The sequence below is a fragment of the Janthinobacterium salmonicoloratum genome (assembly GCF_051380845.1).
Classification (GTDB): Bacteria; Pseudomonadota; Gammaproteobacteria; order Burkholderiales; family Burkholderiaceae_D; genus Janthinobacterium; species Janthinobacterium lividum_F.
On the sequence record NZ_JBNYXV010000006.1, the window covers coordinates 202,977 to 216,800 of the forward strand.

General features: G+C 62.3%; 13 protein-coding genes. 10 read left to right on the forward strand and 3 right to left on the reverse strand.

Annotation, left to right across the window (positions count from 1 at the left end; genetic code table 11):
- Positions 1–4: 4 nt before the first annotated feature.
- Together ftsY and ACQ4WY_RS24125 are read right to left on the reverse strand one after the other, a co-directional pair.
- Positions 5–1,063: a signal recognition particle-docking protein FtsY gene (gene ftsY, locus ACQ4WY_RS24120; RefSeq protein ID WP_436506242.1), complete on the reverse strand. Its 1,059-nt coding sequence runs from the start codon at positions 1,061–1,063 to the stop codon at positions 5–7.
- A gap of 165 nt (positions 1,064–1,228) precedes the next feature.
- Positions 1,229–2,209, reverse strand: a complete 981-nt coding sequence (locus ACQ4WY_RS24125; RefSeq protein ID WP_436506243.1) for a MerR family transcriptional regulator — start codon at positions 2,207–2,209, stop codon at positions 1,229–1,231.
- Between the two features lie 166 nt (positions 2,210–2,375).
- Between ACQ4WY_RS24125 and ACQ4WY_RS24130 the strand changes: the two genes are divergently transcribed.
- The 10 genes from ACQ4WY_RS24130 (at position 2,376) to ACQ4WY_RS24175 (ending at position 12,040) form a co-directional block, all read left to right on the forward strand.
- Positions 2,376–3,689, forward strand: a complete 1,314-nt coding sequence (locus ACQ4WY_RS24130; protein ID WP_436506244.1) for an NAD(P)/FAD-dependent oxidoreductase — start codon at positions 2,376–2,378, stop codon at positions 3,687–3,689.
- Positions 3,679–4,476 carry a DUF1365 domain-containing protein gene (locus ACQ4WY_RS24135; protein ID WP_436506245.1) on the forward strand — a complete coding sequence of 266 codons (798 nt, stop codon included), beginning with the start codon at positions 3,679–3,681 and terminating at the stop codon, positions 4,474–4,476. The genes ACQ4WY_RS24130 and ACQ4WY_RS24135 overlap by 11 nt, the downstream gene beginning before the upstream one ends.
- Positions 4,473–5,720: a class I SAM-dependent methyltransferase gene (locus ACQ4WY_RS24140; protein WP_436506246.1), complete on the forward strand. Its 1,248-nt coding sequence runs from the start codon at positions 4,473–4,475 to the stop codon at positions 5,718–5,720. The genes ACQ4WY_RS24135 and ACQ4WY_RS24140 overlap by 4 nt, the downstream gene beginning before the upstream one ends.
- Before the next feature lie 2 nt (positions 5,721–5,722).
- Positions 5,723–6,271, forward strand: a complete 549-nt coding sequence (locus ACQ4WY_RS24145) for a chalcone isomerase family protein (protein ID WP_436506247.1) — start codon at positions 5,723–5,725, stop codon at positions 6,269–6,271.
- Entirely contained in the window at positions 6,268–7,548 is a 1,281-nt protein-coding gene (locus tag ACQ4WY_RS24150) for an MFS transporter (protein ID WP_436506248.1), read from the forward strand. Before ACQ4WY_RS24145 ends, ACQ4WY_RS24150 begins: the two co-directional genes overlap by 4 nt.
- Positions 7,536–8,096: a DUF3833 domain-containing protein gene (locus tag ACQ4WY_RS24155; protein ID WP_436506249.1), complete on the forward strand. Its 561-nt coding sequence runs from the start codon at positions 7,536–7,538 to the stop codon at positions 8,094–8,096. The genes ACQ4WY_RS24150 and ACQ4WY_RS24155 overlap by 13 nt, the downstream gene beginning before the upstream one ends.
- Positions 8,093–8,860: an SDR family NAD(P)-dependent oxidoreductase gene (locus ACQ4WY_RS24160; protein WP_436506250.1), complete on the forward strand. Its 768-nt coding sequence runs from the start codon at positions 8,093–8,095 to the stop codon at positions 8,858–8,860. The genes ACQ4WY_RS24155 and ACQ4WY_RS24160 overlap by 4 nt, the downstream gene beginning before the upstream one ends.
- Entirely contained in the window at positions 8,857–9,294 is a 438-nt protein-coding gene (locus ACQ4WY_RS24165; protein WP_436506251.1) for a nuclear transport factor 2 family protein, read from the forward strand. Before ACQ4WY_RS24160 ends, ACQ4WY_RS24165 begins: the two co-directional genes overlap by 4 nt.
- Positions 9,295–10,269: 975 nt before the next feature.
- The gene (locus ACQ4WY_RS24170) at positions 10,270–11,346 is read left to right on the forward strand and encodes a porin (RefSeq protein WP_436506252.1); all 1,077 of its coding nucleotides are present in this window, start codon (positions 10,270–10,272) and stop codon (positions 11,344–11,346) included.
- Between the two features lie 151 nt (positions 11,347–11,497).
- Positions 11,498–12,040 (forward strand): hypothetical protein, encoded by a 543-nt coding sequence (locus ACQ4WY_RS24175; protein ID WP_353658822.1) that lies wholly within the window; start codon positions 11,498–11,500, stop codon positions 12,038–12,040.
- Between the two features lie 73 nt (positions 12,041–12,113).
- On the opposite strand, the gene ACQ4WY_RS24180 is transcribed toward ACQ4WY_RS24175, so the two are convergent.
- Entirely contained in the window at positions 12,114–13,817 is a 1,704-nt protein-coding gene (locus tag ACQ4WY_RS24180; RefSeq protein ID WP_436506253.1) for a thiamine pyrophosphate-binding protein, read from the reverse strand.
- Between the last annotated feature and the right edge of the window lie 7 nt (positions 13,818–13,824).

Below are 13,824 nucleotides of genomic sequence, written 5' to 3' on the forward strand. Positions count from 1 at the left end.
AGGCTTATCCGAGCAGCGCTTCGACAAATTCGGCAGCCACGAAAGGCTGCAAGTCTTCAATTTTCTCACCGATGCCGATGAAATACACGGGCACGGGACGTACGCGGGCAATTGCCGCCAGCACGCCGCCCTTGGCGGTACCGTCCAGCTTGGTGATCACCAGGCCGCTCAACTGCAGGGCATCGTCAAACGCTTTCACTTGCGTCAAGGCATTCTGGCCCGTGTTGCCGTCGATGACGAGCAGGGTTTCATGCGGTGCGCCCTCCATGCCCTTGCCGATCACGCGCTTGATTTTCTTCAATTCTTCCATCAGGTGCAACTGCGTCGGCAAGCGGCCCGCCGTGTCGACCATCACCACGTCGATGCCGCGCGCTTTCGCCGACTGCACCGAGTCGTAGGCCACGGCGGCCGGATCGCCCGATTCCTGCGAGATGACGGTGACGTTGTTGCGCTCGCCCCAGACCATCAGCTGCTCGCGCGCGGCGGCGCGGAAGGTGTCGCCCGCAGCCAGCAGCACCGACTGGTTGTTCGACTGCATGTGCTTGGCCAGCTTGCCGATGGTGGTGGTCTTGCCGGCGCCATTTACGCCGGAAATCATCATCACCAGCGGCTTGTGGCGGCCCAGCTCGAAACGCTTTTCCAGCGGCGAGAGCAGGTCGATCAGCAGCACTTTCAGCGCAGTCTTGACGGCGGCGGCGTCGAGCAGCTTGTCTTCCTTGACCTTTTTCTTCAATTCCGTGAGCAGGAATTCCGTGGCGTCGATGCCGGCGTCCGACATCAGCAGCGCCGCTTCCAGCTCTTCGTACAGGGCGTCGTCGATCTTCGCGCCGACGAACAGCACGGATAAGGTGTTCGAGGTTTTTGACAGGCCCGCCTTCAGGCGCGTCATCCACGATTTTTTCTCGGGTTCGGCGGCCACGATCACAGGCACGAGCTCGGCCGGCGCGCCGCTCAGGGGCGCAGCGGCAGGCTGTGGTGCAGGCGGCGTGGCGGCGGGAAGGACGAGGGGCTCGGCTGGTGCAGCCTCGGGAGCGATGGGTTTTTTCTTGAAGAAACTAAACATGGATGTGTGGTGGCGGGTGCTGACCTAAGGCCCGGCGGCGCCGGACACTGTTGTTACGGGCTATTCTACCAGAGCGGGCCCGGCCCTTCATGTTTTACTGTTCGATTGGCAACATTGCCCGGCTATCCACGGAGATCGCCGCAGTTGCCGCGCTTTCCAGCCGGTTCAGTGGGTTTGCAGGGCGAGTGCCTGGCGGCGGCGGCGCCAGTCGGCGATGCTTTCCTCGACTTGCCGCAAGTCCAGCACATGCAAAAAGGGCGGCGGGTGCTTGTACAGGACGGGACTGCGTCCGCCTGCCCACAATTCCATGTCTGGCGGCAAGCTCGCGTGCAACTGCTGCAGGCTGTCGCGCGTTTGCCGTTGCTTGCTGGCACTGGAAAACGACAGCGCCACGATATCGGCCCGCTGTGCGCGGGCGGCCGCGACGATGTCCGTCAGCGGTGTTTCCACCCCCAGCGACATGCAATGGGCGCCGGCCGCCGCACACAGCGCCTCGGCCATCAGCAGCCCCAGGCCATGGCGCTCCTGCGGGAAGGTACTGAGGACGATGCGCGGCGAGCGCGTGGACGGGCTGCTAGCTTGCGGCAGCGAAAAAATGGCATGGCGCATCACCGTCTGCAAGGTTTCGCTATATAGATGCTCTTCGTATACAGCCAGTTCGCCGCACGCCCACGCTTCGCCCACCATGCTGGTGAGGGGGGCGATGACGTCGATGGTGAACGCTTTCAGACCCAGTACGGCCAGCGCCTGGCGCAGGGCGTCGCCCAGTTCCGCCATCTGGTGACCGCGGCACAGGGCCAGGTAATGCGCCAGTTGCGGTTGCGGCAAGGGCTGCGCCGCGCTGCCGGCGCTGGCCAGCTGCTGCAGCTGCGCGGTGCTGTGCTGCATGATTTTTCCCGGACGAAATCCGAGGTCCAGCAGGCGCTTGACCATGCGCAGTTTTTGTACTTGCTCGGCAGGGTAGCTGCGCTCGCCAAAGGCGTCGCGCCGGGGCTGGGGGAAGGCGTAGCGGCGCTCCCACACACGCAAGGTTTCCTTGGCCAGCCCGGTGTCGCGTTCGACATCACCGATGCTGAAGGCGGAAGTAGGTTGCAGGTCAGTATCCATACCAGGGTGGCTTTGCTCGCTTGCGGAAGAACGTGGCATGCATTTTACGCCTTCCGCTGCCCCGGACCAAATAACTGAATCCGATTGCAAATGGCCGGCGTATAAGTTTGTGAATGGCTGAGAGCACTCATTGACACGAATCAATATTTCATCGATTATCCATGAGGCTCGTTTTGTCCAGGACAAACTCAATACAGGTGTACTTATGAAAATTGCCGTCGTCGGAGCAGGAATTGCCGGTTTGTCGTGTGCGTATCGCCTGGCGCAGGCGGGCCAGGACGTCACCTTGTATGAAGCGGGCGACTACTTTGGCGGTCACAGCCACACGGTGGATGTCACGCTCGATGGCGTCACGCATGGCGTCGATACGGGTTTTCTCGTGTTCAATCACGCCACCTATCCGAACCTGGTGCAGCTGTTTCAGGAACTGGGCGTCGAGGCGGCAGACAGCGATATGTCGTTTTCCGTGAAGATGCCGCTGGGCGCCTCGTCCGATGCCCGCGTGCTGGAATGGGCGGGCGCCAATTTCGATACCGTGTTTACCCAGCGTAGCAATCTGCTGCGCCCCGCCTTCCTGCGCATGTTGCGCGATATTCTGCGCTTCAACCGCCAGGCCAGCGCCCTTGCCACGGGAAGCTTGCCGGCGCCGGTCCTGTCGCTGGGCGAGTTTCTTGACCTGCACGGCTATGGCGAAGAGTTCCGCCACTGGTATCTGCTGCCGATGGCCGCTTGCATCTGGTCGTGCCCGGCGCGCCAGATGCTGGCCTTTCCCTTGGCTACTTTCATTCGTTTTTGCCACAACCATGGCTTGCTGCAAGTGAGCGACCGGCCGCAATGGCGCACGGTGCGGGGCGGCTCGCGCGTGTACGTGGAAAAACTGCTGGCGGCCATCCCGCAGCAGCGCCTGGCGTGCCCCGTGCTGGCCGTGCGCCGCCAGCCGCACGGCGGCGCGCGCATGGTCGAGCTGCATACGGCCGCCGGCGTCGAGCATGTCGATCACGTCGTACTGGCTTGCCACAGCGACCAGTCGCTGGCCCTGCTGGCGGATATCCGCGACGACGAGCGTTCCGTGCTCGAAGCCGTGCGCTACCAGCCCAATCGCGCTGTGCTGCATACGGATGCGTCTTGCCTGCCGCAGCGCCGCCGTGCCTGGTCGGCCTGGAATTACCAGGGCCGGCCGGCAGTGGCGGAAGGCGAGGCGCCGCAAGTGTGCGTGCATTATTTGCTGAACCAGCTGCAGCCTTTGCCGTTCAGCACGCCCGTCCTCGTCTCGCTCAATCCGCTCGACGAACCCGATCCGGCGTCCATCATCGACGAGTTTTCATATGCCCACCCCGTGTTCGATGGCGCGGCCATTGCCGCCCAGGCGCGCCTGGCCGGTTTCCAGGGCGCGCAGCACACGTGGTTTGCGGGCGCCTGGACGGGCTACGGTTTCCATGAAGACGGCTTGAAGTCGGGCTTGGCCGTGGCGCAAAGTCTGCTGGGCCTGGCATCCGCGGAGCTCGGCCATGCCGCGTGATCCCACGCAGCCTTCTCCGACGCAGCCCCAGCTGTGCCTGGGGCGGGTGCGCCATGCGCGGCTGCGTCCGCGCGCCCATGCTTTCAGTTATGGCATGTTTTATCTGCGCCTACCGCTGCGCAGCATGGGGATGCAGGATTTCCCGGCACGCTTGATTTCGCGCAACGGCGCCAATCTGCTGTCCTTCCGCGACAGCGACCACGGCGATGGCGCGACGCCGCTGCTGGACTGGATCGATGGCTTGCTGCGCCAGCATGGCGTGTTGGACGCGGGTGGCGAAATCTGGCTGCAAACCATGCCGCGCATGTTCGGCTATGTCTTCAATCCCATCAGTTTCTGGTTTTGCCACCGCTCGGATGGCGCGCTGCGGGCCGTGGTCTGCGATGTGCGCAATACCTTTGGCGAGCGCCATCTGTACTTGCTCGAGCAGGGCGGCGCCATCGCGTATGGCAGCGAACTGGTCGCCAAGAAAATTTTCCATGTGTCACCGTTTTGCAAGGTGGAAGGCCGGTACCGCTTCCGTTTCCTGCGCAATAGCGAACAAGACGGCGAGCGCCACCTGGCCCGGGTCGATTACGACGACCTCGCTGGCCCGCTGCTGCAGACGAGCTTGTCCGGCACGGCACAGCCGCTGCGCGATGGTGGCATCGCCTGGGCCTTGCTGCGCTACCCCCTGATGACGTTTGGCGTGATGGCGCGCATCCATTGGCAAGCCTTGCGCCTGTGGCTGCGCCGCGTGCCGTTTTTCAGCAAACCCCACCCTCCACAAGAAAAGGTGTCCCGATGAGCTCTGATTCCCTGCCGACCGGCCTGCACACGCGCAGCAGCGCTTGCCCCGCGCACTTGCACGACCACGCGCACCTGGACATGCCCGCTGCCGGGCGCATGATTGTGCGCCTGCTGCAAAAATTGCAGCATGGCGCCCTGCGCCTGCGTACGCCTGACGGCAGCGTCCTGCAGTACGGCGACGGCAGCCACCCCGTCACCCTGGACTTGCATAACTGGCGTTTGTGTTCGGCCGTCCTGCGCTCGGGCGACATCGGCTTTGCGGAAACGTTTATCGCCGGCGACTGGCGCACGGACAATTTGCCGGGCTTGATCGAATTGATGATACGCAACCGCGCGCAGATTGAATCTCTGATCTACGGCAACTGGTGGGGTAACCTGATCTATAAGGTGCGCCATTTGCTGCACCGCAATTCACGTGCCGGCAGCAAGAAGAATATTCACGCCCATTACGACATCGGCAACGCCTTTTATCAGCTGTGGCTGGACCCGTCGATGACGTATTCGAGCGCCCTGTTTACCGAAGGCGCCAGCCTGGAAGCGGCGCAGGGGGCGAAATACGCGCGCATTGCGGAGCAGTTGCAGCTGCAGCCGGGCCAGCGCGTGCTGGAAATCGGCTGTGGCTGGGGCGGTTTCGCGGAAACGGCGGCGCGCAGCTACGGCGCCCACGTGACGGGCCTGACCCTGTCGACCGAGCAGCTCGCCTATGCGCGCCAGCGCCTGCACGATGCGGGGCTGGCAGGGCAGGCCGACCTGCAACTGTGCGACTACCGCGACAGCCACGGCCAGTACGACGCCATCGCCTCGATCGAGATGTTTGAAGCCGTGGGGCAAAGCTACTGGCCCGGCTATTTCGCGTGCGTGGCGCGCAACCTGAAGCCAGGCGGACGGGCCTGCATCCAGACCATCGTCATCGCCGATGCCTTGTTCGAGCGCTACAGCAAGAGCACGGACTTTATTCAACAGTACATTTTCCCGGGCGGCATGCTGCCTTCGCCGGCCGAGTTTCGCCGCGCCGCCGAGGCGCAGGGCTTGCGCGTGCAAGACGCCTTCAGCTTTGGCCTCGATTACGCGGAAACCTTGCGCCAGTGGCGCGCCAGCTTCCTGGCCCAGCGCACGGCGTTGGAAAGGCAGGGATTCGATGGCCGTTTCCTGCTGACCTGGGAGTTTTACCTCGCGTATTGCGAGGCTGCCTTCCAGGCGCATAACACGGATGTGATGCAATTTACCCTGATCAAGGACTGACCATGCGCCGCTTGCTTGCCGCTGTTGTGCTGTCGTTGAGCATGTCCGCTGCCATGGCCGCGCCGCCTGCCTTTGTCGCTGCCGACGTGCCCGAGGCCCGCCTGGCGGGCGAGGGCGACTATACGTGGTTTGGCATGCGTATTTATCGCGCGCAACTGTGGGTGGGCGCGAATGGCTATCAGGGCACGGCGTCGGCCACGGCGCCCTTCGTGCTGGAATTGCGCTACGCGCGTGCGCTCGATGGCAGGAAGATCGCCGAGGCCAGCTATGAACAAATGCAGAAGATAGGCGCCGGCACGGAAGCGCAGCGCCTGGCGTGGCTGGCCACCATGCAACGTATCTTTCCTGACGTCAAGGAAGATCAGCGCATCGCGGGCGCCTACCGGGCCGGCATCGCACCGGGCGTGCGCTTTTACCTCGACGGCAAGGTGCTGGCCGACGTGAGCGATGGCGACTTTGCGCGCGCCTTCTTCGCCATCTGGCTCTCTCCATCGACCACGGCGCCCAAGCTGCGCGGCGCGCTGTTGCAGAGTGCCGCGCCGCTGCCATGACTGCCGGGGCCAGCGCTTTGACTTTGCCGGCCTTGTTCAGCTATGGCCTGTTCGGCTTGCCGCTGGCCATGCTGGCGCTGCCCATCTATATATATGTGGCGCCGTTTTATGCGCAGCGCAGCAGTCTTGACCTGGCGCAAATCGGCGCCGTACTGCTGGCGGCCCGCATCGCCGCCGCCTTCATCGATCCTGCCCTCGGTGCCTGGATGGCGCGGGGCGGGCGCAGCTATGCCGTCTATGTCGGCGCCGCGCTACCGTTGCTGCTGCTGGGCTTTGGCGCCCTGTTTCATCCGCCGTCCATGCCGCAAGCGGCGACCCTGGCCTGGTTCCTGGCCGCCTTGCTGCTCGTCTATGCCGCCTATGGCCTGGCCGGCATTGCGCACCAGAGCTGGGGCGCGGCCCTGAGCCAAGCGCGCGCGCAGCGGGCGCGGGTGGCGGCCGTGCGCGAAGGCTGCGGTTTGCTCGGCGTGATCCTGGCGGCGGGGCTGACTTCCGTGCTCGGCTATGACGGCTTGTCGCTGGCCTTTGCCGTCTGCCTGCTGGCGGCGGGCGCACTGCTGCTGGCGCGCGCGCCGCGTCCTGTCTTGCGCAGTGCCGAGGCAGCAGTCTCCGGCAATGGCTGGAAGTTGCCATTGCGCCAGCGCGCGTTTCGCTGGCTGTTTGCTGTCCTGCTCGTGAATGGCGTGGCCGCTGCCATTCCCGCCACCCTGTTCCTGTTCTTTGCCACCGACTACTTGCGCCTGGGCCATTACGCAGGACCGTTCCTGATCGTCTATTTTTGCGCTGCGGCCGCCTCGATGCCCGTGTGGGTGGCCCTGGCACGCCGCTTTGGCGAAGCGCGCGCCTGGGGCGGCGCCATGCTGCTGGCCGCCAGCGTGTTTGTCTGGGCCTATGGCCTGGGCGCGGGCGCCGCCTGGGGCTTTGCCGCCATCTGCTTGCTGTCGGGCCTGGCGCTTGGGGCCGACCTGGCCTTGCCGCCGGCCCTGCTGGCAGGGCTGATCGGCGCGGCCGGTCATGCGGGCCGGCACGAAGCGGCGTATTTCGGCTGGTGGAACTGGGGCGTGCAGATGAGCCTGGCGCTGGCGGCCGGCATCGCCTTGCCCCTGCTGGCCTGGCTCGGCTATGTGCCGGGCAGCAGCGGCGGCTTGCCGGCCCTGTCGGCAAGCTACGCCTTGCTGCCCTGCGCCTTGAAACTGCTGGCGGCGCTCCTGCTGTGGCGCGCGCCCCTACAACATATATATAGTGACCACCTGGAGAATCGCGCATGCGCTTCATGAACTATTGCAAACGTCGCCTGCCGCTGGCGGCCCTGTTGCTGGCGCTGGCCGGCTGTTCCACGCCGCCCACGCCGGCCACCTACGCGCAGGAGTTACCCTTACTGGATCTGCAACAGTACTTCAACGGCACGCTCGATGCCCACGGCATCTTCCAGGACCGCTCTGGCAAGGTGGTCAAGCGTTTCACTGTAGTGATACGCGCCAGCTGGCAGGGCGATTCGGGCATTCTGGACGAGGATTTCACGTACTCGGACGGCAGCCGCCAACGGCGCGTGTGGACTTTGCGCAAGACGGCGCCCGGACGCTTCATCGGCACGGCGCCCGACGTGATCGGGGAAGCCGTCGGCGAAGTGGCTGGCAATGCGCTGCGCTGGCAATACGTACTGGCGCTGCCCGTCGATGGCACGGTCTACCACGTCGACTTCGAGGACTGGATGTTCCTGATGGATGACAAGGTCATGCTTAACCGCGCCGCCATGAGCAAGTTCGGTTTCAGCCTGGGCGCCGTTACTTTATCGTTCAGCAAGCGTCCACAGGCGGCCCCATGAATCGCAAGATCACCAGCTGGGCTGGCAAGCGCGTGTGGATCATCGGCGCTTCCAGCGGCATCGGCGCCGCCTGTGCCACCTTGCTGCTGGAGCAGGGCGCCAGCGTGGCCTTGTCAGCCCGCCACCGCGCCAGCCTGGAACAGCTGTGCGAGGGACAGCCGCTGGCGCAGGCTTTACCGCTCGATATCACCCAGCATGCGCAGCTGCGGGCCGTCTGCGTAGAATTGCAGCAGCAGTGGACGCATATCGACCTGATACTGGTGCTTGCTGGCGGCTATCAGGCCATGCGCGCCGATAGCTTCGACCTCGATGCAGCCCAGGGCTTGCTGGCCCTGAATGTGGGCGGCGTCTTCAATTGCCTGGAGCAGGCCTTGCCGTGGCTGTTGCGTCAGGGCAGCGGCGGCATCGGCATCGTCGCTTCGGTGGCCGGTTATGGCGGCTTGCCCAAGGCGCTTGCGTATGGCGCCAGCAAGGCGGCGCTGATCAACCTGACGGAGTCGCTGTACCTGGACCTTCATCCACGCGGGATTGATGTGTATCAAATCAATCCTGGTTTTGTCGCCACGCCCCTGACGGCGGACAATGATTTCACCATGCCGGCCTTGATGACGGCGAAGGACGCGGCCGCCGCCATGCTCGACGGCATCGAGCGGGGCCAGTTCCACATCCACTTTCCGAAGCGCTTCACGAATGCCATGCGCCTGGCACGGCTGTTGCCGTATCGCGCCTATTTTTGGCTGATCCGCAAGGTGACGGGCCTATGAGTGCAACCATGGAGGCTCCGCTGGCGCGCTTGGTGGCGTTTTACGAGCACCTGAGCCTGGAGGGCCTGGCACAGCTGGGCGCCGTGTATGCGCCAGACGCCCGCTTCAAGGACCCGTTCAACGAGGTACAGGGCCATGCCGCCATCCTGGCCATCTTCGAGCACATGTTCGTGCAAGTCGATGCGCCCCGGTTTGTCGTGCTGGAAAGCCTGGGGCAGGGGGAGCAAGCGTTCCTGACGTGGGAGTTTCGCTTTCGCATGAAACGCCTGGTATCTGGCGAACAATGTATCCGTGGCGCAACACATCTGCGTTTCGATGCGCAGGGACGGGTGATATTGCACCGGGATTATTGGGATGCGGTGGAAGAATTGTATGAAAAACTGCCATTGCTCGGTGGTTTCATGCGCATGCTCAGGCGCGCAAGTCAGCGCTAAGCGTGTTTCTTGATGCTTTTAAGCAAAAAATGCGAAAAAGAAAAAGTAAATTGTGTGGAATTGGGCTGGCGAAAACTTGATTTCGGTCAATGTGTCGTTTTTTAGAGACAAAAATGTCAAAATATTGAGAAGGCAACATTGTAAGAAATTGTTTCAACTGATGCGGAATTTGCAAGCAAGAGTCGTCCTCATCCGTTCCAAGCCGGCACCCGGCGCGCGTGCTGGAAAACAGGAAAAACATTTCTATGTGAGCAATTTAAATTACCGCAAAGTCAGTAATTATATTGATACTCTGCCTAGTTTTTCGACGCGTGCGACGACGTCGAAAATCGCGCCTACGCCCCTGAATAATGCGGCAACGCACCAAAACAGGGCGCCTTATTTCCCGTTTTCGGGCATCCGGCAGCAAACATTGGCGATGCCGTGTATGCTTCGTCCCGTTTATCCATTATCGCCTGACAAATTGTGCGCTTTGTCGCGTAAATGATGCAGGGCAAATGATGGGTAAAGCATGTTGATGTTTTAATCATATGCCTGATACTGTTGCACTAATACAACGGGTATCGACAAGGCATGCGCTATGATGGAATGGTCAATCAGGCCAATGCATTGGTTGGCAAGGGGCACTGGCTCTATCGCGTAGTACGGTTGGCGATGATCGGGATGCCTGAAAAAGCAACCGGCCTGGTACCGGAAGTAACATGTCGGAACTTGATGGAATGTGAAACGGTCGTTATAGTGCCGCTTCCGGTGCCCTTTGAGCACCGAACCGTCGCATGAAAATACGGTCGCTCTGCAGCCTTCAAGCTTATCGGTGCAATAGCGTGCCGATACCGATATGAATTGTTCCTCTGACCGGAACAGCAATGTGGCAGGTGGAGACCTTGCCCTCACTCATAAAAAGCGCTCTGTTAGAGCGCAGCTCGAGATGCATAGGCTGTATTACTTTTTGCTTCAAAATTAAAGGAAATCGCAATGAAAAAAACTCTGATCACCCTGGCAGTTCTGGCAGCAGCCACTGGCGTAGCCCAAGCTCAATCGAGCGTTGTTATCTACGGTACCGTTGACGCTGGTTTCGTCAGCGAGCGCGGTGGTGTTAACGGCAACGTTAACAAAATCGATAGCGGCGTTGCTTCGGCTTCCCGTCTGGGCTTCAAAGGCACCGAAGATCTGGGCAGCGGCCTGTCGGCACTGTTCGTTCTGGAATCGGGTTTCAAAGTTGATACCGGTGCGCAAGAAGGTGAAGCGCTGTTTGGTCGTCAAGCCTACGTTGGCCTGAGCAGCAAAACGGCTGGTACGGTAACCCTGGGTCGTCAATACACCCCTTGGTACAACACCCTGTCGAAAGTTGCTGATCCATTCGCAGTTGGCTACGCTGGTTCCGCTAAGAACTTGTTCCCAGCGAACACGACCCGCACCAGCAACACCGTGCTGTACACCTCGCCAAACTTCAACGGCTTCGATGCTGACGTTGCTTACAGCACCGCCAACAACGGCCAAGAGAGCCTGGTATCCAGCAAAATCGGTCGCCAAATGGGCGCGTCGGTTGGCTACGCTAACGGTCCTTTGAACGCACGTGTTGCTTACAACACCACCAGCAACGAAACCGCTATCAGCGATGCTGGCAGCGCACGTAACTGGCTGGTTGCTGCTAACTACGACTTCGCAGTTGCGAAAGCGTATGCTGCCTACGGCGTCAACAAAGGTGCAAACAGCTCGCTGCGTAACAACGGCAACCTGAATGCATTCAACTACACCTCGGCCGCAACCAGCGACGACAGCACCACCGCCCTGATCGGCGCAACGGTACCAGTTGGTCCAGCCGGCACCGTGATGGCTTCGGTTATCCACGTGAACGACAAATCGGGCCTGAACGCCGATGCTAACCAGTTCGCAGTGGGCTACTCGTACGCTCTGTCGAAGCGCACCAGCACCTACGCTTCGTACGCTAAGATCTCGAACAAAAACAACGCTGGCTACACTGTTGGCAACAACAGCAACGTCGGTACGGGCGACAAAGCCTTCAACGTTGGTGTTCGTCACTCGTTCTAATATTCGCGCAAGCGAAGCTTAGTACCGCTGCCAGCATCCCTTCGGGGATGCTGATAAGCAAGGAAACGCGTCTCCAGGCTAGTCCTGGCGGCGCGTTTTTGCATGTGCGGCGCCAGTTATAATGGCGCCGTTACTCAAGTAAAGGAATGCCATGTATCCATACCCATCGCCGCGCCTGGCCGCCATGCTGGCCGCGCTGTTGCTCGCTGGCGCCACGGGCGCCGCTGTCGCTGCCGTCAAGGGCAAGAAGCCGGCCGGACTGGAGCGCTACGGCGTGGCCGTCTACTCCGACCTGTGCCTGCAAAAGGATAGCGGTGAAATCGGCGGCCAGCGCGTGACCCTGCACCGCTTTGCCGAGGCCGATTCCGTCATCTATGAATTCACGGCAGGCGCCCTGAGCTGGCCCATCGTGGCCAACGACGTCAACCTGGACGCCGCCACGGGCGCCTTCGACTTCACCATCGCCGGCGCCGACAGCGAAGAGCGCACCATCGTCGGCAAGTTTTCGAAGGATGGACAGACCCTGACCCTGGAAGGCGATTACTGCGGCGGCAACGTGCGCATGCCCATGAAACTGAGCCGCGTGCGCGATTTCGGCCGTCCCCTGAAAAACTGCACCCCATGCCCGCCGATGCCGGAGGCGCCCGCCGAGGCAGTGCCTGCCGAGGAAAGCGCGCCAGTGCCCGCTGCCTGAGCGATTGCTGCTGTCAAAAAGAAAAAGGCCCGGTATCGACCGGGCCTTTGTTATTTTCAGCCTTGCAAGGGGCTTATTTGGCCGCTTGCGCCTTTTCCGCCGTGGCGCGGATGGTGGCCAGAGTGGCGTTCGGCGTGATCAGGTTGCCGTCGTAGCGCAGTTCGATCAGGGCCGGCAAGTTGTTGGCCTTGGCGTGCGCCAGCGCGCGCCGTAGGGCGGGAGCGAACTCTTCTGTCGTATTCACCACTTCGCCATGCGCGCCATACGCTTGCGCCAGGGCCGCAAAATCCGGGTTGTGCAGGGTCGTGCCCGACACGCGGCCCGGGTAATCGCGTTCCTGGTGCATGCGGATGGTGCCGAACATCTGGTTATTGAAGACGATGATGACCACGCCTGCCTGGTATTGCACGGCGGTGGCCAGTTCCTGGCCATTCATCATGTATTCGCCATCGCCGGCAAAGGTGATCACGGTGCGCTCTGGGTGCACAATCTTCGCCGCCACGCCGGACGGCACGCCGTAGCCCATGGCGCCGTTAGTTGGCGCCAGCTGCGTGCGCATGCCGCCGTAACGATAAAAACGGTGTGCCCACGAGGCGTAATTGCCGGCGCCGTTCGTCAGGATGGTGTCACGGGGCGCTTGCGCCATGATCTCTTGCGTCACTTGCCACAGGTCCAGCGGCGCCTGGCCATCCTGGAAGATGGGCGGCTGCTCTTGGTAGGCGGCCAGCTCGGCCCTGGCTTCGGCAGGCGTATGTTTCCATACGGAAGCGTCGACGGGGGCCATGGCGGCCAGCATGGCGCAGACTTGCGGCATGCCGCTGTTGATCATCAGTTCGGCCTGGTAGACGCTGCCCAGTTCTTCGGCATCCGTATGGATGTGCACCAGGCGCTGGCGTGGTACGGGCGAGTCGAACAGGGTGTAACCGCCCGTCGTCATTTCGCCCAGGCGCGGGCCGATGGCGATGACCAGGTCGGCATTTTTCACGCGCGCGGCCAGTTTCGGGTTGATGCCGATGCCGACGTCGCCGATGTAGTTCGGGTGGGCATTGTCGAGCAAGTCCTGGAAGCGGAAGGTGCAGGCGACGGGCAGGTGATTCGCTACCGCGAACTGTTGCAGGTCGGCGCATGCCTGCGGCGTCCAGGTGGTGCCGCCCAGCAAGACCAGCGGCTGCTTTGCGCCGGCCAGCATGCTGCGCAACTGTTGCAGCTGCGCGTCCGATGGCGCCGCCTGCACCGGCTGGTAGGCGCGCGTGTCGGCGACAGTCGCCATGGAAATGAGCATGTCTTCCGGCAAGGCCAGCACGACGGGGCCGGGGCGCCCGCTGGTGGCGACCTGGAAGGCGCGCGCCAGGTATTCGGGAATGCGCTCGGCACGGTCGATCTGCGCCACCCACTTGGCCATCTGGCCGTACATGCGGCGGTAGTCGATTTCCTGGAACGCTTCGCGGTCGACGAAATCATTGCCCACCTGGCCGATGAACAAGATCATCGGGGTGGAATCCTGGTAGGCCGTGTGCACGCCGATCGAGGCGTTGGTGGCGCCCGGTCCCCGCGTGACGAAACAGATGCCCGGCTTGCCCGTCAGTTTGCCGTAGGCTTCGGCCATGAAGGCGGCGCCGCCTTCCTGGCGGTTGATGATGAAGCGGATGCCCGAATCGTGCAGGGCGTCGAGTACGTCGAGGTAGCTTTCGCCAGGCACGCCAAAGGCGGTGTCGACACCGTGGATCTGCAGGGCATCGACCAGGATCTGGCCGCCGGTACGGGATTGTTGCGTCATGTTCGGC